Genomic DNA, 19,475 nt, shown 5'->3' with positions numbered 1-19,475 from the left:
GACTCGTCGAAGGGCAAGTCGTCACGAACTGGATGAAGGCACTCGAGCAACTCGCGCTCGTCTATCCCGAGCGCATCGAGCCCTACCTCTGAAACCGAGACCCCGACTCCTTACACACACAACTTGACAAGCTCGAGGTCCGTCGCCAGGCGTGGAACGAGGCCCGCGGCGCCGTCCGGCAGCGCCGGGCCGGGCGGGCCGGCGGGCACGCCAAGGCGCTCAAGCACGCCCGGTACGCGCTGTGGAAGAACCCCGAGAACCTCACCACCCGGCAGCAGGCCAAGCTCGCCTGGGTCGCCAAGACCGACCCGCGCCTGCACCGGGGCTACCTGCTCAAGGAAGGACTGCGCCTGGTCTTCCAGCTACCCGCCGACGAGGCCGAAGCAGCCCTGGAACGCTGGATCGGCTGGGCCCGACGTTGCCGCATCCCCGCCTTCGTCGAGCTCCAACGCCGCATCGTCAAGCACAAGGCCTCGATCCTCGCCGCGATCGAGCACGGCCTGTCCAACGGACGTATCGAGTCCGTGAACACCAAGATCCGACTCATCACCCGCGTCGCCTTCGGCTTCAAGTCCCCCGAAGCCCTCATCGCCCTGGCCATGCTCAACCTCGGCGGCCACCGACCCGTCCTACCGGGCCGGAAATGACCCACGGATCAGTCAGGAGAGCCCAAATTGACGGAACCGTCCGGCCTCCCGAAGTTCAGATGGCCGAGTCCTCGCGCGGTGGTGGCAAATTGACACCGCCTGCAATCCCGGGGTTCGTGGTGGTGCAAGATTTGCGCCACCACGGTGGTTGGGATTCCGCACCGCCGCCGCACGCTCATGGACTTGTGGTGCAGGTACGTTACCTCTCCTCTCGCACAGGCAACAAGGCTTCGGTGAGAAGGTACGCGGCTCGTCCCGCGAGACCGGCGAGCCGCATGACTCACGTCCCAAGGATCGTGTCGAGGATGTCGGCGGTGACAACATCGACTTGCTCGGCGGTGATGACGTAGCTGTTGCGGGTGACCATCTCGTTCGCGTGCCCGAGCAGCCGTGACGCGATCGTGAGTCCGGCCGCGCGCTCCACGAGTGTCGCGGTGGTGCCCCGTGCGCCGGTAGATGTGCGTCGAGTACTCATCGACCTCGACACCGAGGCGCACGAGTTGGTCGCGGTTGTCGTCGATGAACGAGCGCAGCAGGCGTTCGTAGTTCGAGACACTCATCGGCTTGCCGGTCTTCGTCGGAAACAGCAGTGCCTCAGGTCCTCGCTCTGCGAGCGCGAGTCGGCGTCGCATCGCGTCGGCTGCGAGAGCTGGCAGCGCGACGCGGCGACGCTGTCGGGTGCGTTTGGGTGCGTTCTTGCGCTGGACGCCCTGCACCTTGTTCTGGATCACGGTGCCGTCGATCAGGATCGTCGGCGGGGCGGTGGTCATGTCCACGTCGCAACGGCGCAGGCCGATGCACTCCCCCACGCGGGCGGAGGTGCCGAGCATGATGTCCATGCCGTCCACGAGCGCCCGCCAGTTGGGGCGCGGCCCCATGCCCTCCGTCTCCCGCCACCGGGTCATGAGGTCGCGGATCGCCTCGATCTGCTGCGGAGTGAGCATCGAGGTCTTCTTCTCCGGCGTCGGCAGTCGGGTGACGTCGCGTGCCGGGTTCGTCGGGATCGCGTCGTCGCGCACGGCGAACCCGCAGATGAGCGAGAGCACCGAACGGGCTTTCCGCGCCGCGGATACGCCCCGGTCGGCGAGGAGGTTCTGGATGATCCGGTCGCAGCGGCCGACCGTGAGCGCCTCCAGCGTGACGCCGCCACAGACGGGGACGAGGGTGAGACGGACGGTGGTCTCGTAGTTCTCATACGTCGACCACGACAGCGTGCCGTTCTCGGCGCGCACCTTCACCGTCGGCAGCCATGCCTCGGTCGCCTCCTGGATGGTCGATGCGGCGGTGACAATGGCCTTCGTGTGCGTGGTCAGCGTCTTCGCGCGTGACAGCAGCTCCTCGCGGGCCGCAGCTTCGGTGACTGCTTCGGCGCGGAGCTGCACCAGCTCGCCGGAGTCGTCGCGCATCCGGGCGCGTGTCCGCCACTTGCCGTTCGCGAGCTGGGTCACCTGCACCTGGCCGACCTCGCCCGCGGCGATCTTCGGTCTAGCCATGACGCTGCTCCCGCGCCCAGGCGAGCACGTCGTCGCGGTCGTACTTGACGTGTCGGCCGAGCTTGAGCCACGGCGGTCCGGACTTCGTGAGTCGCCAGCCTTCGAGCGTGCGCTCGGGCACGCCCAGCAGAACGGCGACCTCCGCCTGGGTCAGGAACGCGGGCTCGACCTCGATGCGTGCATGAACTTCCATGCCTGATAGGTGCGGAGCGCGTACCCATGCGAAAGAGCGGGGCCGAGTGCGTACCTCATCAGCAGAGACGACCGCGAAACGCGCCCCGTGGGGGTTTCTGGTCACCAATCTGGTCACTGGACGCCAGATCGGGCCATCCGATGGAGTGCGGAGGGAGCCGGACTTCCTAGAGAACTCTAGCGATTCGTTGCTGGGGTACCTGGACTCGAACCAAGAACAACTGAACCAGAATCAGCCGTGTTGCCAATTACACCATACCCCAAGGGCGAAACCGGAGCCTCGCACCGAGGTTCAAGCTTACCCGACGGGCGCGCACGGAGCAAAACGGCGGCGGTGCTCCGCGCGTGGCGGATCAGACCTCGACGACCCGGCCCGACTGCTCGGGCTCGATCCACTTCGCAAGGTCGAATCCCTGCTCCTCCGCGGTTGCGAGGAACGATGCTACCACGTCCGTATCGATCCGCGGCTCGCGCGCCAGCAGCCAGAGATGCTTGCGATCCGGGGTCCCGACCAGGGCATGACGGTAGTCCTCGTCGACGCGCAGCACCCAGTAGTCGGCGCGGGTGAACGGGATCCAGCGCAGTGCCTCGGGCAGGAAGCTGACGCGGAGGCGTCCGGGGTGATCCGCGTCGCGGAGCGCTTCGCCGATCGCCTGGGTGGGTTCGCCGTCCTTGTTCAGGCAGCGGTTGTCCACGCGGACCGTGCCGTCGGGGTTCAGGGAATACTCGGCGGTGACGTCGCGCGCGTCGTCGTCCTCGAAGCGCAGCGGCAGCCGGCCGATCTCGTACCAGAGGCCCAGGTACCGGTCGAGTTCCAGCGCCGGCACCGAACGCACGTCGCTCATGTCGTCCCCCGATCTGTCGGTGTGGCCAGGGTACCGGGAACTCGGAGTGTAGCGAGGCGTTTCGTCTCGCCTGCGGCTCGCTCAACGACCGGAAGGGGCCAGCCGGAAGGGCGAGGCGTTTCGTCTCGCCTGCGGCTCGCTCAACGACCGGAAGGGGCCAGCCGGAAGGGCGACCGCCCCGCCTGGGCGTGCGACTTGCCTGCGGCTCGCTCGACGACTGAGAGGGACGTCTCGCTTCGGGGTCAGCGACCGGAAGCGAGGTGGGCGGAGAGTGCGCGCAGGCGGCGCAGCGTCTCGTCCTTGCCGAGCAGCTCCATCGACTCGAACAGCGGCGGCGACACGCGCCGGCCGGTGATCGCGACCCGCGGCGGACCGTACGCGACGCGCGGCTTGAGGCCCAGGCCGTCCACGAGCGCCGCCGAGAGCGCCGTCTGAATGGCATCCGGAGTGAACTCCGCGACCTGCTCCAGCGCCGCGACGCACGCGTCGAGCACCTCGCCCGCGTTCGCCGGGAGGCCCTTCAGCGCGTCGTCCTCGTAGGCGACCTCGTCCGCGAACAGGAACCCGAGCATCCCCGGGGCCTCGCCGAGCAGCTGCACCCGCTCCTGGATGAGCGGCGCGGCGCGGAAGGCGAGCACGATCTGCTCGTGCGTCGGCTCGCCGCCGAACACCCCGGCGTCGGCGAGGTACGGGATCATCCGCTCCGCGAAGTCCTTGCCGTCCAGCATCCGGATGTGGTCGCCGTTGATCGACTCGGCCTTCTTCTGGTCGAATCGAGCCGGGTTCGGGTTGACGTCGGCGATGTCGAACGCCTCGATGAACTCCTCGAGCGAGAACACGTCGCGGTCGGGACCGATCGACCAGCCCAGCAGCGCGAGGTAGTTCAGCAGGCCCTCGTGGATGAACCCGCGCTCGCGGTGCAGGAACAGATCCGCCTGCGGGTCGCGCTTGGAGAGCTTCTTCGTGCCCGTCTCCCCCAGCACCAGCGGCATGTGCGCGAACCGCGGCACGAACGTCGTCACCCTGGCCTGGATGAGCGCGTCGTAGAGCGCCAGCTGGCGCGCGGTCGACGGCATCAGGTCCTCGCCGCGCAGCACGTGCGTGATGCCCATCAGCGCATCGTCGACCGGGTTCACGAACGTGTACAGCGGCACCCCGTTGGGGCGGACCACGACGAAGTCCGGGAAGGACCCGGCCGGGAAGGTCACCTCGCCGCGGATCAGATCGACGTAGGTGAGATCCTCGTCCGGAACCCGCAGACGCAGCGCCGGCTGACGGCCCTCCGCCCGGAACGCCGCCTTCTGCTCCTCGGTCAGATCGCGGTCGTAGTTGTCATAGCCGAGCTGTTTGGCGCGCCCGTTGGCCTCGTTGCGGGCGTCGATCTCCTCCGCCGTGGAGTAGCTCTCGTACACGGCGCCGGATGCCACGAGCTTGTCGATCACCTCGCGGTAGATGTCGTGCCGCTGCGACTGCCGGTACGGCGCGTGCGGACCGCCGACCTCGACGCCCTCGTCCCAGTCGATCTTCAGCCAGGTGAGCGCGTCCACCAGCTGCCGGAAGCTCTCCTCGCTGTCGCGCGCGGCATCCGTGTCCTCGATGCGGAACACGAGCTTTCCGCCGGTGTGGCGCGCGTACGCCCAGTTGTACAGCGCCGTGCGGACCATGCCGACATGTGGGAGGCCGGTCGGCGACGGGCAGAAGCGCACGCGGACGTCGGATCCGGAGGCGGTGGTGGTGAGGGGGTGCGGAGTAGCCATAACCCTCCAATCCTACGGTTCGGCGCGGCGCCGTCCGACCCGCGTCACCCGGATTCGACGGGGATGTCGGTGAGCCGCCACCCCGGCGCGCGGTGGACGGCGATGGCGGCGGTCTGCTCCAGTCGCACCCTGCCCCCGCCGGCGGCGACGACCTCGTCGAACGCGCGGCGGAACCGGGCGCGCTCGGGTGCTGCCAGGTTCCGGTAGGCCGCGCCGGCGCCGGCGACCCCGCCCTCGACCGAGGTCCACAGCGTCTCGGCATCCGGCGTCCACGTCCAGGTCAGCTCGGTCACCTCCGGCCGCCAGCCGGCGTCGCGCAGCATCCGTTCGAATCCCGCTGCCGTGCGCTCGAAGTCCTTGTCGGCGGGCAGCGGCGTGCCGGATGCCGGCTCGAGCCCCGCCCGTTCGAAGACGTCCAGCCAGAGCGCCGTCGGCGATCGGGTCCAAATCGTGGCGGCGACCGTCTCCGCCGCCACGCGGCGCAGTTCGGCGGCGCCGGCGCGCGGATCCGCGACGTGGTTCAGCACGAAGTTCGCGGTGACGGCATCCGCAGCCCGGTTCGCGAACGGGAGATGCGGCAGCCCGCCGGCGACGATGCGGAGGTGCGGATGCCGCTGCCGCGCCGCCGCCCGCATGGACGGCTCCGGCTCGCACGCGACGACCCGCCAGCCCGCATCCGACCAGGCGGCCGCCAGCCTGCCGTCGCCGGCGCCGACGTCAAGCAGCGTGCGGCCTCGTCCGGGGCCGAGCAGCTCCCGCATCCGCTCCCCCGTGCCGGCGCACAGCGCGGCGTACGAGGCGGCGTACGCGGCGCCGACCCCCGCCCAGCTCATGCCGGCGGACGGATGCGGCCGAGCGGGGCGAGCAGCGTGATCGCCGCGACGATCACGAGCGCCGTCGCCCCGAGACCGCCGTAGCCGAGATGGGTCAGCACGACACCGGCGCCGGCGGCGCCGGCCGCCGCGGTGAGGCTCATCAGCGAGTCGCTCACGCCCTGACGGCGTGGGCGACGCGAGACCTCCGAGGCCTCGGTGAGCAGCGCGGCGCCGGCGACGGTCGCCGCGCTCCAGCCCAGGCCGAGCAGCGCCAGCGCCACCATCACGCCGATCGCGTGCTCGCCGGCGACGATCGCGACGACCAACGAGGCGGCCAGCATGGCCTGGCCGAGCAGCACGACCCGGATGCGGCCCCAGCGGTCGGCGAGCACGCCGAAGACCGGCGACAGCCCGTACATGCCGGCCACGTGCAGCGCGATCGTGAACCCGACCAGGGAGGTGACGTCGGTGGTGCTGCCGTGCCCGCCGTGCGCGGCGTGCGCCATGTGCGCCAGGTGCACCGGGGTCATCGCCATCACCGAGGCCATCACCGCGTGCGACCCGGCGACGGCGAAGACCGCATACCGCGCGGCGAGCGGGTGGTCCTCGGCGGACCCGAGCAGGCCCGCGGTCGTGGGCGTGGCGGCGATCCCCTTGGCCGTCAGCAGCGGGTCGGGGCGCAGCGCGACGAGGTAGAGCACCAGCGCGGCCGACTGAGCGACGAGGGAGAACAGGTACGAGCCGGTCAACGGCGGCATCCCGATCGCCTGCCCGACCGCCTCCCCCGGGGTGAGCATCAGCGGGCCGGCGACGCCGCCGAGCGTCGTGGACCACACCACGACGGACAGGTCGCGGCCGCGGTGCTCGGGCGCGGCCAGGTCGGTGGCGGCGAACCGGGACTGCAGGTTCCCGGCGTTGCCCATCCCGATCAGGACGATCCCGACCAGCAGCAGCGGGAAGGAGCGCACCGCGGCGGCCGTGATCACGAGCACCACGCCGACGAGGGCGAGGAGGTTTCCGGCCGTGAGGGACATGCGCCGGCCACGTCGTGCCGCCAGCCGTGCCAGCGGGATCGCGAACGCCGCCGCGCCGAGGGTGACGGATGCCGTGGCGAAACCCGACAGCGCGTCGTCGCCGGACAGGTCGGCGGCCAGCAGCGCACCCAGCGACACGGTCGAGCCGAACGCGATGCCGCCGAGCACCTGGCCGAGCGACAGCACCCGGACGGTGCGTCGCTGCAGCGCGTGCAGCGCCTCGGCGGTGAGCGCGGTCACGACGCGGGGACGGCGTCGCGCACCGTGTTGCGGAGGATGCCGATGCCCGAGACCTCGACCTCGACGGTGTCGCCTGCGGTGATCTCCCCCACGCCGGCGGGCGTTCCGGTCATGATCACGTCGCCCGGGAGCAGGGTGAACACGGCGGAGGCGTGCGCGACGATGTCGGCGACGGAGTGGATCATATCGGTGAGCGGCGCGTGCTGGCGCACCTCGCCGTTCACGCGGGTCTCGATCGTGGCGGATGCCGGGTCGAGCTCGGTCTCGATCACCGGGCCGAGCGGGCAGAACGTGTCGAATCCCTTCGCGCGCGACCACTGCCCATCCTTGCGCTGCAGGTCGCGAGCGGTGACGTCGTTGCCGACCGTGTACCCGAACACGTAGTCCAGGGCGTCCTCGGCGCGCACGTTCTTCGCGATCCGGCCGATCACGGCGACCAGCTCGCCCTCGTGCTCGGTGCGCTCGGACAGCGCCACCGGCCGGACGATCGCGTCGCCGGGACCGATCACGGCGGTGTTCGGCTTGAGGAACAGCAGCGGCTCCTCCGGCGCGACGCCGCCCATCTCCGCCGCGTGGTCGTGGTAGTTCTTGCCGACGCAGACCACCTTCGACCGCGGGATCACCGGCGCGAGCAGCGCGGCATCCGACAGCGGCACGCGCTGCCCCGTCGTCTCGAACCCGGCGAACATCGGGTCGCCGGCCAGGACGACGAGAGCGTCGTCGTCGAGGATGCCGAAGTGGATGCCGTCGTTGTGACTGAACCGCGCGATCTTCACCCGTCCAGCCTATCCACGCCGCCCGGCCCGTTGCCCTCCCCTGCGTGCTCCGACGTTCCGCGGACACCCCGTCCGAATGCCGATACCCCGCCCTGTGGACGTCGACACCACGGGGTGTCGACAGCAGGACGGGGTGTCGGCGGTGATTCGGGAGCGCGGGCGGGGTCAGCCGTCCAGGCGGTAGAGCCAGCCGTGCTTGTCCTCGCGGCGGCCGTACTGGATGTCGGTGAGCTCCTCGCGCAGCGAGAGGGCGAGCTCGCCGAGCGGCTGCTCGTCCTCGAAGTCCTGCGCGACGAGCGCGCCGATCGGGGTGACCACCGCGGCGGTGCCGCAGGCGAACACCTCGACGATGTCGCCGGAAGCCACGCCCTGACGCCACTCGCCGAGCGTGACCGCGCGGCGCTCGACGGTGTGTCCGCGGTCCTCGGCGAGCTGCAGCAGCGAATCGCGCGTGATGCCCTCGAGGATCGAGTCGGACTCGGGCGTCACGATGCGGCCGTCCCGGTACACGAACACGATGTTCATGCCGCCGAGCTCCTCGACGTGGCGGTCCTGGTCGAGGAAGACCACCTGGTCGCAGCCCTTCTCATACGCCTCTGCCTGCGGCAGCAGGCTCGCGGCGTAGTTGCCGCCGGTCTTCGCCGCACCGGTGCCGCCCTTGCCGGCCCGGGAGTACGTCTCGCTCAGCCAGATGCGCACCGGCTTCGCGCCGCCCTTGAAGTAGGCGCCGGCGGGGCTGGCGATCAGGTAGTACGCCACCTTCTTCCCCGGGCGCACCCCGAGGAACGCCTCCTTGGCGAACATGAACGGCCGCAGGTACAGGCTCTGGTCCGCACCGGAGGGCACCCAGTCGCCGTCCACGGCGATCAGCTCCCGCAGCGACTGCAGGAAGTACTCCTCGGGCAGCTCCGGCAGGGCGAGGCGCTGGGCGCTCTTCTGCAGGCGGCGGGCGTTGCGGTCGGGGCGGAAGGTGTGGATCGAGCCGTCGGCGTGGCGGTACGCCTTGATGCCTTCGAAGATCTCCTGCCCGTAGTGCAGCACCGAGGCGGCCGGGTCGAGCGAGATCGGCCCGTACGGCTGCACGCGCGGGCGGTGCCAGCCGCCCTTCTCGGACCAGCAGATGTCGACCATGTGGTCGGTGAAGCTGGTGCCGAATCCGGGGTCCTTCAGGATCTCCTCGCGCTGTGCGGGGGTCTTGGCGGCCAGGTTCTTCGTCACGGTGAAGGTGAGCGGGGCGGTGGCGGTGTCGGTCATGTCACATCCTGCGGTCGTGCGCGGCGTCGAGCGTCTCTCAGACTACGCCTGAAGCCGGGCGATGATGGCGTCACCCGTCTCGCGGGTGGTGCGTGCTCCCTCACGGGCGGCGATGTCCTCCTCCACGGCCCGCTGCACGCGTCCGGCCTCGTCGCGGAGACCGAGGTGGTCGAGCAGCAGCGCCACGGAGAGGATCGCCGCGGTCGGGTCGGCCTTCTGCTGGCCGGCGATGTCCGGGGCCGAGCCGTGCACGGGCTCGAACATCGAGGGGAAGGCGCCGTCGGGGTTGATGTTGCCCGAGGCGGCGAGGCCGATGCCACCGGTGACGGCGCCGGCCAGGTCCGTGAGGATGTCCCCGAAGAGGTTGTCGGTGACGATCACGTCGAAGCGGGAGGGGTCTGTCACGAGGAAGATCGTGGCCGCGTCGACGTGCAGATAGTCTACGGCCACGTCCGGGTGCTCGGATGCCACGGCGTCGACGATCCGCTTCCAGATGGCGCCGGCGTGCACGAGCACGTTCGTCTTGTGCACCAGGGTGAGCTTCTTGCGGCGCCGCTCGGCGAGGTCGAACGCGTAGCGGACCACACGCTCCACGCCGAACGCGGTGTTCACGCTGGTCTCGTTCGCGACCTCCTGCGGGGTGCCCTTGCGGATCGATCCGCCGTTGCCGACGTAGGGGCCCTCGGTGCCTTCGCGCACGACGACGAAGTCGATCTCGCCCGGGTCCGCCAGGGGTCCGGATGCCCCGGCGAAGAGCTTCGACGGGCGGAGGTTGACGTAGTGGTCCAGTTCGAACCGGAGCTTCAGCAGCAGGCCGCGCTCGATGTTCGCATCCTTCAGACGCGGGTCGCCCGGGACGCCGCCGACAGCGCCGAGCAGGATGGCGTCGTGCGCGCGGATCGCGTCGAGGTCGGCATCCGTGAGCGTGTCGCCGGTCTCGAGGTACCGGGCCGCACCGAGTGAGAAGCGGGTCTTCTCGAACGACACCGCTCCGCCGGCGGTGACCGCGTCGAGCACCTTCTCGGCTTCGGCGACGACCTCCGGACCGATGCCGTCACCCGGGATGACGGCCAGCTTCACGACACGCGACATGACTCTCCTCGCACACGGACGGCCGGCCGCGCCGGATCGCGCGGGGCCCGTTCCAGCGTAGCGCCGGCGGCTCCACGCCCCTCCCCGCGTGACACCCCCGCGCCCGCCCGCTGCCACCCGCCGCGCGCGACACATTGTGTCCTGTCGTGAGGGTGTCAGGGGCCCGCACCCGCACATCGCGACACAATGTGGGGCTTGGGGTGGGGTCCGGGCGGCGAGCGGGCCGGAGGTCAGCGGCGGGTGGGATCGGTCCGCAGGGTCAGCGCGGCGATCGTCCCGGCGGCGACGACCAGGCCCGCGCCGATCAGGGACGTCACGGTGACACCCGACCCGAAGGCCGCGGCGGCGGCGTGCCACAGCGCGTCGCCGAGCCCGTCCGGCAGCTCACCCGCCGCGGTGTACGCGCCGGCCAGCGTCTCGCGGGCGTGGGCCGCCGCCTCGGCCGGGATGCCGGCGGGCACGACGAGCGCTCCGCGGTAGAACGCCGTGATGATGCCGCCGAGGATCGCGGTGCCGAGCACCGCGCCGAGCTCGTACGCCGTCTCCGACACGGCGCTCGCGGCGCCCGCCTTCTCCGGCGGAGCGCTGGAGAGGATGAGCTCGTTCGAGATCGTCTCCGCCGCGCCGATGCCGATGCCGAGCACGATGAACGCGGCGATCAGCGGCGCGACGCCGTGCTCGTGCGAGGAGAGCGCGACGATGAGGTATCCGCTCACCGAGAAGACCAGCGCCGCCGGGACGAGCACGTGCGCCGAGACGCGGCGCGCCACCGGCACGACGGCGAGCCCGGCGACGATCATCGCCGCCATCCCCGGGGCGAGGGCGAACCCGGCGACCATCGGCGACAGCCCGAGCACGAGCTGCAGGTGCTGGGACACGAAGTACAGGAAGCCGACCAGAGCGACCACGCTGAGCAGGTTGACCAGGATGGCGCCCGAGAACGACCCGCGCCGGAACAGGCCCATGTCGAGCATCGGCGTGGGCGAGCGCAGCTGGCGGCGCACGAACAGCGCGCCCATCACGATCCCGAGCAGCGCCCAGACCCCGCCGGCGACCGTGGGGCCGTCGACGGCCAGCGCCTTGATCGCGTACACCACCGGGATCATCGCGGCCATGGACAGCATGATGCTGACCGGATCCACCCGCCCCGGGTGCGGATCGCGGCTCTCCGGCACCAGCAGCGGCCCCGCGATGAGAAGCGGGATCAGCACCGGCACGGCGATCAGGAAGGCGGCGCCCCAGCCGAAGTGCTCGAGCAGGAAGCCGCCGACGATGGGGCCGAGCGCGGAGCCTGCGGAGAATCCGGCGGCCCAGACCGCGATCGCGAAGCGGCGCTGCTCGCGGTTGACGAAGATCGACCGCAGCAGCGACAGGGTCGAGGGCATCAGCATCGCGCCGAAGAAGCCGAGCAGGGCGCGGGCCGCGATGAGCAGGCCCGCCGTCGGCACGAAGGCCGCCAGCGCCGATACGGCGGCGAAGCCGGTCGCGCCGATCAGCAGCATCCGCCGCCGCCCGAACCGGTCGCCCAGGGTGCCCATCGTGACGAGCAGCCCGGCGAGCACGAGCGGGTACGCGTCGATGATCCAGAGCTGCTCGGCGCCCGAAGGCGCGAGAGCCAGCGAGATCTCGGGCAGCGCGAAGCTGAGCACCGTGTTGTCGACCGAGACGAGCAGCACCGGCAGCATCAGCACGACCAGCGCGGTCCACCCGCGCGCGCCGACCCGGGGGCCGTCCGTGTCCGTGATGTCGATGGATGCCGTGGCAGGCATGATGTCCTCCGTTAGTAAACCGTCTGGTTGGTATAGTAACAGGACAAGCCGTGCGATCGCTGGGCATTCGCGGCAGGATCGACGGCAGCACGGAAGGAGAGCCATGCCCCGTCCCCCGCTGGCGCGCGAACGCGTCCTGGACGCCTACGAATCGATCCTCATCGCCGAGGGCGAGCGCGCGGCGACACTGGACGGCGTCGCCGCGACGGCCGGGGTGTCCAAGGGCGGACTGCTCTACCACTTCGGCTCGAAGGAGGAGCTGGCCGCCGGGCTGCTCCAGCGCCTGGACGATCTCGTCACGGCGGACGTCACCGCGATGAGCGCAGCACCCGAGGGACCGGTGGCGTACTACATCCGCACCTCGATCATGGAGGGCAACGCGCTGGACCGCGCCCTGGTGGCATCGACGCGGCTCGCCCAGGGCGGGCACCCGGCGGCCGCACGGCGGCTGCGCGAGGTGCGGGAACGATGGGCGGATGCCCTGCGCCCGGCGGTCCGCGACGAGGCCGCCCTGCAGCTGGTGATGCTGCTCAGCGACGGCCTCTACTTCAACAACGCGATCGAGGGCGCGGCCACGCCGGGGGTCTCACGCGACGTCTTCGTCCCCTCCGGACGAGCGCTCGACGAGCTCATCGCGCTCGTGGAACGTGCCGTGCTCGCCCGGTGAGGGGCCGGGGGCGCGGTCGGACGCTTCGACAGGCGGGGCGCGGTCGGACGCTTCGACAGGCGGGGCGCGGTCGGACGCTTCGACAGGCTCAGCGTCCGCGCACTCAGCGCCCGACCGCGGGTCCCACGCGCCTCAGACCTCGCTGATCTCGATCTGCCGGAACAGGTCGGCGTCGATCGCGGTGCGGATGTCCTCGAGCAGCTCCTCGTCCACCGGGGAGTCGAGGGTGAGCACGCTGAGCGCCTGCGCGCCCGCGGCCTGACGCGCGATCTGCATGCCGGCGATGTTGATGCCGGCGTCGCCGAACTTCTGGCCGTAGACCGCGACGATGCCGGGACGGTCGGTGTAGAGCATCACGACGTGGTGCTTTTCGATGGGCAGCTCGATGGCGTACTCGTTGATGCCCACCAGCTTCTCGATCTGCTTCGGACCGGTGAGGGTGCCGGAGACCGCCAGCTGCGAGCCGTCGGAGAGGGCGCCGCGCAGCGTGATGACGTTGCGGTACTCCTCGCTGACCTCGTCCTGCAGCAGCCGCACCGCGACGCCGCGCTGCTCCGCGAGCAGCGGCGCATTCACGTACGACACCGTCTCGCTGACGATGTTGGTGAACACGCCCTTCAGCGCGGCGAGCTTGAGCACGCTCACGTCGTAGTCGTTGAGCTCGCCGTGCACCTCGACGTCGAGGCTGGTCAGCGGCGCCTGCGCGAGGGCGGAGAAGATCTGACCGAGCTTCTCGACGAGCGGGATGCCCGGGCGCACGTACGGGTCGATGACGCCGCCGGCGACGTTCACGGCATCGGGGACGAGGTCACCGCCGAGCGCGAGCCGCACCGAGCGCGCGACCGAGACGCCGGCCTTCTCCTGCGCCTCGTCGGTGCTCGCACCGAGGTGGGGGGTGACCACGACGTTCGGCAGGTCCAGGAGGGCGCGGGCGGTGCCGCCCTCGGCCGGCGGCTCCGAGGTGAACACGTCGAGCCCGGCGCCGGCGATCTCGCCGGCGACGAGCGCCTCACGCAGCGCCTCCTCATCGATGAGACCGCCGCGGGCCACGTTGACCACGAACGCGGTCGGCTTCATGGCCTTGAACTGCTCGGCGCCGATCATGCCGGTCGTCTCGGGCGTCTTCGGCATGTGGATGGTGAGGAAGTCCGCCTCGGCGACGAGCTCCTCGAGGGAGACCAGCTGCACGCCCAGCTGCTGGGCGCGGGCACTGGTGACGTAGGGGTCGTACGCGATCAGGCGCATGTCGAAGGCCGCCAGCCGTGCAGCGACGAGGGCGCCGATGCGGCCCAGGCCGACGATGCCGACGGTCTTCTCGAAGAGCTCGGCGCCGGTGAACGCGCTGCGCTTCCATTCCCCCGCCGCGAGCGACGCGTGCGCTGCCGGGATGCGGCGGGCGAGGCTGAGGATGTGGCCGACGGTGAGCTCGGCGGCCGAGACGATGTTCGAGGTCGGCGCGTTGACGACCATGACGCCGGCGGTGGTGGCCGCCTTGATGTCGACGTTGTCGAGCCCCACGCCGGCCCGCGCGACCACCTTCAGGCGCGGGGCGTGGCTCAGCGCCTCGGCGTCGATCCGCGTCGCCGAGCGGATGAGCACCGCATCCGCGTCCGCGAGGGCGGCGAAGAGCGCCTCACGGTCGGTCCCGTCCACGTGGCGGATGTCGAAATCGGGACCCAGCGCCTCGATCGTGGCGGGTGAGAGCACTTCGGCGATGAGCACGACGGGCTTGGACGCAGACTGGTTCGGCACGTGGATCCTTCGGGGCAGGAGGACAGGGCGGAGGGCCGATGCGCCGCACGCCGTGGGGGCGCGATCGGGTCACACTTTACCGCAGCGGATGCCGCGGCCCCGCCGATGTGACGACCGACGACGGGCGGCGAGCGTCAGCCGGCGGCCAGGACCAGCTGATCCATGTTCAGGATGCTGTACCCGATCAGGCTCATCCAGAACACCGCGACGACGCCGAGGCCGGCGAGCATCACGAGCGCGAGCTCCCCGACGTTGCGCCGGCGGCCGACGGCAGAGGCGAGGGCGAACACGATGGCCGGGAACACGACGCCGAACAGCAGCGTCGCCCAACCGGCGGCGGTGAGGCCGTCGCGGGCGAGCGCGATCAGGTGCGCGATCGCGTTCCAGACGGCGTACGCGTAGAAGAGGCCGCTGAGTCCGATCACGAGACCGGACAGCCAGCGCGGGCCGGCAGGGGCGAGGTCGTTCACGATCCCAGGGCTCCCATCATCACGAACGGCCAGGGCACCAGCAGCACGACGCCGGCGAGCAGCACGAGCATCCGCAGCCACATCGCCCTGCCGCGGGTGAGCACCCAGCCGGTGAGGAACCACAGCGCCGGCGCCGCGACCGCGAGGATCAGCCACGGCACATACATCGCGTCGGCGACGATGAGGTTCGCGAGCTGCTTGAGCCGGATGCCGCCGATCAACCAGCCGACGGTGTACAGCAGGTACACGCCGCCGAGAACGCCGAGCAGCACCAGGCTGACCGTGCCCAGCGCGTGCGTGTCGTCGTCCGCGGTCTCCGCGTCGTGGCGAGCGGATGCCGCATCCGCCGGCGACCCCGGGACGTCGTCGCTGCCTTTGCCGACCGCCTTCCAGCCGGGCGGGAGCGACGCGGGGCCGTTCTCGTCATCGCCGTCCCAGCGGAGGGCGTCGTCGTCATCAGGATCGGAGCGCACACGCCCAGCGTAGTCACGCGCGGGCGGCGGATGCGGCATCCTCGCCGCCGGCGGGCGGCGCGCCCAGTTCCCGGCAGACTTTCCGCATCGCCTGCTCGGCGAGGTCGACCGTCAGCAGCGTGTTGCCGCTGACGATGTGCAGTCCATACGCGTCCTCGAGCGCCACCAGGGTCATCGCGAAGGTGTCCGGGTCCAACCCGGGGGCGAAGACCCCGGCATCCGCCCCCCGCTCGAGCACCCCGCGGTAGGTCGCCAGCTGACGCCGGTACATCGTCTGCACCAGCTCGTCGTGCAGCTGCGAGTTGCCGGCGAGGACGTCGAACTCGTACAGCAGCCGCATCAGTGCGTCGTCGGGGCCGTCGGGCAGACCCTCACGGATGGCAGTGGCCAGCTGCTCGCGGGGGTCGTCGATCTCGGCGATGAGGGCGTCGCGCGCGTCGCAGAACCGCCCCACCCCGGCGCGGTGCGCCTCGACGAGCAGCTCGTCGAGGTCGGAGTAGTAGTACAGGATCGCTCCGCGCGTGAGCCCCGCGCGCTGGGCGACGTCGGTGAGGGAGATCGCGCGCAGACCGCGCTCCGAGACGGCGGTGAGGGTCGCCTCCACGAGGTCTGCACGGCGGGCATCCTGCCGTCGGGGTCGGGCCATGCCTTGACACTACCCGGGTCGCGTGACATGCTCGACCCATTCTTTGACGTTGATGTCAAAAAACTATCGAGGAAGATATGACCGACGCGCGAGCCTCCTGATCGTCGCCGCGGCCGGCGCGTTCTTCGTCGTGGTCACCTACTGCATGCAGGTGCTCTTCCCTGACGTCAGCGCGGTGGGTGACATCGTCGGCGCCTCTCCGGAGATGGCCCGGTACATCGGCGGCGCACTGTTCCAGTCGCTGTTCATCGGCGGTTACATGGTCGCCGTCCTCGGCTGCGGCATCACGCAGCAGATGTCGGCCGCGCGGCTGCTGTACGCGATGGGGCGCGACGACGTGCTGCCGCGCCGCCAGTTCGCGCGGCTCAACGCGAAGGGCGTGCCGTCGGCGAACCTGCTGCTGATCGGGCTGCTCGCCGCGACCGCCGTCTTCCTCGACCTGTTTCAGGCCGCCTCGCTGATCAACTTCGGCGCGTTCGTGGCCTTCACCTTCGTGAACCTGTCCGTGATCGCCACCTGGCTGCGGTTCCGCCGGGACCGCGGTGCGCGCAGCATCCTGGGCTGGGTCGTCGTCCCCGCTGCCGGCGCCGTCATCAACGTCGTGCTCTGGTTCAGCCTGGAGCCGGGAGCCATGCTCATCGGCGCACTCTGGACCGCGATCGGCCTCGTGTACCTGCTGTGGCGCACCCGACTCTTCCGCGCCGCACCGCCCGTGCTCGCCGGCCCACTCGAGATCGAGGTGGAGGAGGGCCGACTGCCCGCGTGACGCGCATATCCCGCCGCGGGCATGCATTCCACTAGGCTCACCGCTATACCGTTCGGGGAGGGACGAGATCGTGGCAGAGAGCAGCAGGAAGTCGGTGCGTTCGCAGGCCGACGCGGCACGCGAGACCGAGACGCGGGAGTGGGCGCCGACGGCGGAGTCGAAGAAGCGCGCGACGACGTTCCGCTGGATCGCGGCGGTGCTCTGGGCCCTCGCCATCGCCGGTGAGGCCGTCGGCATCTTCTGGCTGCTGCGCCAGCGGGAGTTCGTCGGCGAGGACGGCACCCTCGTCCGCGACCTCGAGACCGGGCTGCTCGAGGAGCAGGGCGTCACCGCGCACTTCCCGCAGTGGGCGTTCATCACGCTGCTGGTGCTGCTCGTCGTGATCGCCGTGCTGTCGATCACCGGCTCGATGCTGTGGAAGAAGGCCAACCGGCTCGATCCGGCCCGCAGATCCGACACATTCCGCTTCTTCGTACAGAACCAGCTCGGCGCGATCATCGCGATCGTGGCCTTCCTGCCCTTGATCATCCTGATCTTCCTGAACAAGGACATGGACAAGGGGCAGAAGACGACCGCGGGCATCGTCGGCATCGTGCTGGCCGTCCTCGCCGTGGTTCTCGGCATCGACTTCAACCCGCCGTCGGTGGAGAAGTACACCGCCGACCAGTCCACCGTGATCCAGCTGCTCGGGAAGGACGAGGTGGTGTGGGTCGACGGCGGTGGTGTGTATCACGTGTGCGAAGAGGTCCCCGACATCCAGACCGGCAGCGAGAAGCGGATTGGAACCACCGCGGAAGCGGTCGCCGCCGGCAAGACCCGGCTGACGTTGGAGTTCGCATCCGAACTGCGCACCTGCGGGATGCCGGTGCCCGAGAACTCGCAGGAGATCGTCGAGGCGCTCCGGGCGATCCGTGACGGCGCCACCGACACGCTCCTTCCCGCCCCTGTCTGGGCGGACCCGGCCGATGCACCGATCCAGGTCGAGGACGCCCCGGCCGAGTGACGTCCCGCGCGGGGCTCCGCTCCCCTAGCGTCTGACGGCCGAACGTTCCGCCGCCCACCTGAGATCCGGGCGTCGATGCACCGGAACGCGGAACGGGGGCGCCTCGGAAGAGGCGCCCCCGTTCCGGTGCGGGACCGGGTGGATCAGCGCGCTGCGCTGCCCTCGACGTAGTCCTCGTCGGTCTGCTTCCAGGCGAACAGGGCGCGCAGCTCCTTGCCGGTCGCCTCGATCGGGTGACCCTGCTCCTTCTCGCGGAGGGCGAGGAACTCCTTCGCGCCGTTGTCCTGGTCGTCGATGAAGCGCTTCGCGAAGGCGCCGGACTGGATGTCCGCGAGGACCTCCTTCATCCGCTCCTTCACGCCGGCGTCGATGACGCGCGGGCCGGAGACGTAGTCGCCGAACTCGGCGGTGTCGGAGATCGACCACCGCTGCTTGGCGATGCCGCCCTCCCACATCAGGTCGACGATCAGCTTGAGCTCGTGCAGCACCTCGAAGTAGGCGATCTGCGGCTGGTAGCCCGCCTCGACGAGGGTCTCGAAGCCGGCCTGCACCAGGTGGCTCATGCCGCCGCAGAGCACCGCCTGTTCGCCGAAGAGGTCGGTCTCGGTCTCCTCGGTGAACGTGGTCTTGATCACCCCGGCACGCGTGCCGCCGATCGCCTTCGCGTACGACAGCGCGGTGTCCCAGGCCGAGCCGGAGGCGTCGCGCTCCACCGCGATGATGTCCGGGATGCCGCGGCCGGCGACGAACTCTCGGCGCACGGTGTGGCCGGGGGCCTTCGGCGCGACCAGGATGACATCCACGCCCTCCGGCGCCTCGATGTAGCCGAAGCGGATGTTGAAGCCGTGCGCGAAGGCGAGCGTCTTGCCCGGCGTCAGCTTGTCCTTGATCGACTCGTTGAAGATCGTGCGCTGGTGCTGGTCGGGCGCGAGGATCATGATCAGATCGGCCCACTCGGCGGCATCCGCCACCGACTTGACCGGGAAGCCGGCCTCCTCCGCCTTGGCGATGGACTTCGAGCCCTCCTTGAGGGCGATCGCGACCTCGACGCCGGAGTCGCGCAGGTTCATCGCGTGCGCGTGGCCCTGCGAGCCGTAGCCGACGATCGCGACCTTCTTGCTCTGGATGATCGACAGGTCGGCGTCAGCGTCGTAGAAGATCTCGGTGCTCACTGTGTGTTTCTCCTTGTGTGTGGTTCTGGAAGATGTTGCGCTTCGTCTCGCTGCGCTCGCTCAACGGCCGCGAAGGCGACGGCGCTCGTTCGACGATCGGGTCAACCGCGCAGCACCCGTTCGGTGATGCTCTTGCCGCCGCGGCCGATCGCGAGCAGGCCGGACTGGGCGAGCTCCTTGATGCCGAACGGCTCCAGCGCCCGCAGCAGCGCGCCGACCTTGCCCTTGTCGCCGGTGACCTCGATCACCAGCGCGTCCGGCGCGTAGTCGACGACCGAGGCGCGGAACAGGTTCACCACCTCGAGCACGTTCGATCGCGTGCTGTTGTCGGTGCGCACCTTGATCAGCATGTGCTCGCGCTGCACCGACGAGGACGGCTCCAGCTCCACGATCTTGATGACGTTGATGAGCTTGTTCAGCTGCTTGGTGACCTGTTCCAGCGGCAGGTCCTCGACATCGACGACGACCGTGATCCGCGAGATGCCGGGCACCTCGGTGACGCCGACCGCGAGCGAGTCGATGTTGAAGCCGCGGCGTGCGAACAGGCCGGCGACGCGGGTCAGTAGACCCGGCGTGTTCTCGACGAGAAGGCTCAGCACGTGTGTGGACATG

At 70.3% G+C, this 19,475-nt stretch carries 18 protein-coding genes, 1 tRNA gene and 2 pseudogenes; 4 read left to right on the top strand and 17 right to left on the bottom strand.

Annotated elements, in window-relative coordinates; genetic code table 11:
- Positions 1-134: 134 nt before the first annotated feature.
- Positions 135-647, top strand: a pseudogene (locus JSY13_RS05295) (ISL3-like element ISTesp2 family transposase); the annotation flags it as partial.
- An 8-nt stretch (positions 648-655) separates the two neighbouring features.
- Here the strand turns inward: JSY13_RS05295 and JSY13_RS05290 are convergent.
- From JSY13_RS05290 to JSY13_RS05240, 11 genes are all read right to left on the bottom strand, one after another.
- Complete coding sequence (locus JSY13_RS05290; protein WP_259607973.1) at positions 656-2,140, bottom strand: tyrosine-type recombinase/integrase; 1,485 nt, start codon at positions 2,138-2,140, stop codon at positions 656-658.
- Positions 2,133-2,333 carry a helix-turn-helix domain-containing protein gene (locus JSY13_RS05285; protein ID WP_259607972.1) on the bottom strand — a complete coding sequence of 67 codons (201 nt, stop codon included), beginning with the start codon at positions 2,331-2,333 and terminating at the stop codon, positions 2,133-2,135. The genes JSY13_RS05290 and JSY13_RS05285 overlap by 8 nt, the downstream gene beginning before the upstream one ends.
- 190 nt (positions 2,334-2,523) lie before the next feature.
- A tRNA-Gln gene (locus tag JSY13_RS05280) sits at positions 2,524-2,595 on the bottom strand.
- Between the two features lie 90 nt (positions 2,596-2,685).
- Positions 2,686-3,177 carry a lipocalin family protein gene (locus JSY13_RS05275; protein WP_259607971.1) on the bottom strand — a complete coding sequence of 164 codons (492 nt, stop codon included), beginning with the start codon at positions 3,175-3,177 and terminating at the stop codon, positions 2,686-2,688.
- A 242-nt stretch (positions 3,178-3,419) separates the two neighbouring features.
- Positions 3,420-4,934: a glutamate--tRNA ligase gene (gltX, locus tag JSY13_RS05270; RefSeq protein WP_259607970.1), complete on the bottom strand. Its 1,515-nt coding sequence runs from the start codon at positions 4,932-4,934 to the stop codon at positions 3,420-3,422.
- Positions 4,935-4,978: 44 nt separating this feature from the next.
- The gene (locus JSY13_RS05265; protein ID WP_259607969.1) at positions 4,979-5,767 is read right to left on the bottom strand and encodes a class I SAM-dependent methyltransferase; all 789 of its coding nucleotides are present in this window, start codon (positions 5,765-5,767) and stop codon (positions 4,979-4,981) included.
- Positions 5,764-7,023, bottom strand: a complete 1,260-nt coding sequence (locus JSY13_RS05260) for an MFS transporter (RefSeq protein ID WP_259607968.1) — start codon at positions 7,021-7,023, stop codon at positions 5,764-5,766. The genes JSY13_RS05265 and JSY13_RS05260 overlap by 4 nt, the downstream gene beginning before the upstream one ends.
- Entirely contained in the window at positions 7,020-7,799 is a 780-nt protein-coding gene (locus JSY13_RS05255; RefSeq protein WP_259607967.1) for a fumarylacetoacetate hydrolase family protein, read from the bottom strand. Before JSY13_RS05255 ends, JSY13_RS05260 begins: the two co-directional genes overlap by 4 nt.
- 165 nt (positions 7,800-7,964) lie before the next feature.
- Positions 7,965-9,053 (bottom strand): branched-chain amino acid aminotransferase, encoded by a 1,089-nt coding sequence (locus tag JSY13_RS05250; protein WP_259607966.1) that lies wholly within the window; start codon positions 9,051-9,053, stop codon positions 7,965-7,967.
- A gap of 42 nt (positions 9,054-9,095) precedes the next feature.
- Positions 9,096-10,145 carry a 3-isopropylmalate dehydrogenase gene (locus JSY13_RS05245; RefSeq protein ID WP_259607965.1) on the bottom strand — a complete coding sequence of 350 codons (1,050 nt, stop codon included), beginning with the start codon at positions 10,143-10,145 and terminating at the stop codon, positions 9,096-9,098.
- 230 nt (positions 10,146-10,375) lie between these two features.
- Positions 10,376-11,914: an MFS transporter gene (locus JSY13_RS05240; RefSeq protein WP_259607964.1), complete on the bottom strand. Its 1,539-nt coding sequence runs from the start codon at positions 11,912-11,914 to the stop codon at positions 10,376-10,378.
- 103 nt (positions 11,915-12,017) lie between these two features.
- Here JSY13_RS05240 and JSY13_RS05235 point away from each other — a divergent pair, with 103 nt between their 5' ends.
- Positions 12,018-12,581 carry a TetR/AcrR family transcriptional regulator gene (locus JSY13_RS05235; protein ID WP_259607963.1) on the top strand — a complete coding sequence of 188 codons (564 nt, stop codon included), beginning with the start codon at positions 12,018-12,020 and terminating at the stop codon, positions 12,579-12,581.
- A gap of 132 nt (positions 12,582-12,713) precedes the next feature.
- Here JSY13_RS05235 and serA read toward each other — a convergent pair whose 3' ends face one another.
- The 4 genes from serA to JSY13_RS05215 all read right to left on the bottom strand — a co-directional run bounded on the left by serA (position 12,714) and on the right by JSY13_RS05215 (position 15,922).
- The gene (serA, locus tag JSY13_RS05230; protein ID WP_259607962.1) at positions 12,714-14,333 is read right to left on the bottom strand and encodes a phosphoglycerate dehydrogenase; all 1,620 of its coding nucleotides are present in this window, start codon (positions 14,331-14,333) and stop codon (positions 12,714-12,716) included.
- A 134-nt stretch (positions 14,334-14,467) separates the two neighbouring features.
- A complete protein-coding gene (locus JSY13_RS05225) occupies positions 14,468-14,803 on the bottom strand; it encodes a hypothetical protein (protein ID WP_259607961.1) in 336 nt (111 codons plus the stop codon).
- Positions 14,800-15,276, bottom strand: coding sequence for a hypothetical protein (locus tag JSY13_RS05220; RefSeq protein ID WP_259607960.1), 477 nt, complete (start codon positions 15,274-15,276; stop codon positions 14,800-14,802). Before JSY13_RS05220 ends, JSY13_RS05225 begins: the two co-directional genes overlap by 4 nt.
- Positions 15,277-15,289: 13 nt before the next feature.
- On the bottom strand, positions 15,290-15,922 hold the full coding sequence (locus JSY13_RS05215) for a TetR/AcrR family transcriptional regulator (RefSeq protein WP_259607959.1): 633 nt from the start codon (positions 15,920-15,922) through the stop codon (positions 15,290-15,292).
- A gap of 52 nt (positions 15,923-15,974) precedes the next feature.
- Here JSY13_RS05215 and JSY13_RS05210 point away from each other — a divergent pair, with 52 nt between their 5' ends.
- A complete protein-coding gene (locus tag JSY13_RS05210; RefSeq protein ID WP_259607958.1) occupies positions 15,975-16,688 on the top strand; it encodes an APC family permease in 714 nt (237 codons plus the stop codon).
- 70 nt (positions 16,689-16,758) lie between these two features.
- The gene (locus tag JSY13_RS05205) at positions 16,759-17,691 is read left to right on the top strand and encodes a hypothetical protein (protein ID WP_259607957.1); all 933 of its coding nucleotides are present in this window, start codon (positions 16,759-16,761) and stop codon (positions 17,689-17,691) included.
- A gap of 143 nt (positions 17,692-17,834) precedes the next feature.
- Here the strand turns inward: JSY13_RS05205 and ilvC are convergent.
- A pseudogene (ilvC, locus tag JSY13_RS05200) lies at positions 17,835-18,878 on the bottom strand (ketol-acid reductoisomerase); the annotation flags it as partial.
- 86 nt (positions 18,879-18,964) lie between these two features.
- Complete coding sequence (gene ilvN / locus JSY13_RS05195; protein WP_259607955.1) at positions 18,965-19,474, bottom strand: acetolactate synthase small subunit; 510 nt, start codon at positions 19,472-19,474, stop codon at positions 18,965-18,967.
- Position 19,475 lies beyond the last annotated feature (1 nt).

Origin of the sequence: Microbacterium neungamense, assembly GCF_024971095.1 — a bacterium.
GTDB classification, from domain to species: Bacteria; Actinomycetota; Actinomycetes; order Actinomycetales; family Microbacteriaceae; genus Microbacterium; species Microbacterium neungamense.
Note: the sequence above shows the minus strand (reverse complement) of the source record. Positions and strands in the feature narration are given on the sequence as shown.

What these genes read in the sequence shown, in the direction of transcription:
- JSY13_RS05285 (WP_259607972.1), bottom strand. Translation starts at nt 2,333, where the DNA reads ATGGAAGTTCATGCACGCATCGAGGTCGAGCCCGCGTTCCTGACCCAG.
- JSY13_RS05210 (WP_259607958.1), top strand. Translation starts at nt 15,975, where the DNA reads ATGTCAAAAAACTATCGAGGAAGATATGACCGACGCGCGAGCCTCCTG.
- ilvN (WP_259607955.1), bottom strand. Translation starts at nt 19,474, where the DNA reads ATGTCCACACACGTGCTGAGCCTTCTCGTCGAGAACACGCCGGGTCTA.
- JSY13_RS05235 (WP_259607963.1), top strand. Translation starts at nt 12,018, where the DNA reads ATGCCCCGTCCCCCGCTGGCGCGCGAACGCGTCCTGGACGCCTACGAA.
- JSY13_RS05245 (WP_259607965.1), bottom strand. Translation starts at nt 10,145, where the DNA reads ATGTCGCGTGTCGTGAAGCTGGCCGTCATCCCGGGTGACGGCATCGGT.
- JSY13_RS05250 (WP_259607966.1), bottom strand. Translation starts at nt 9,053, where the DNA reads ATGACCGACACCGCCACCGCCCCGCTCACCTTCACCGTGACGAAGAAC.
- JSY13_RS05290 (WP_259607973.1), bottom strand. Translation starts at nt 2,140, where the DNA reads ATGGCTAGACCGAAGATCGCCGCGGGCGAGGTCGGCCAGGTGCAGGTG.
- JSY13_RS05265 (WP_259607969.1), bottom strand. Translation starts at nt 5,767, where the DNA reads ATGAGCTGGGCGGGGGTCGGCGCCGCGTACGCCGCCTCGTACGCCGCG.
- JSY13_RS05215 (WP_259607959.1), bottom strand. Translation starts at nt 15,922, where the DNA reads ATGGCCCGACCCCGACGGCAGGATGCCCGCCGTGCAGACCTCGTGGAG.
- JSY13_RS05275 (WP_259607971.1), bottom strand. Translation starts at nt 3,177, where the DNA reads ATGAGCGACGTGCGTTCGGTGCCGGCGCTGGAACTCGACCGGTACCTG.
- JSY13_RS05240 (WP_259607964.1), bottom strand. Translation starts at nt 11,914, where the DNA reads ATGCCTGCCACGGCATCCATCGACATCACGGACACGGACGGCCCCCGG.
- gltX (WP_259607970.1), bottom strand. Translation starts at nt 4,934, where the DNA reads ATGGCTACTCCGCACCCCCTCACCACCACCGCCTCCGGATCCGACGTC.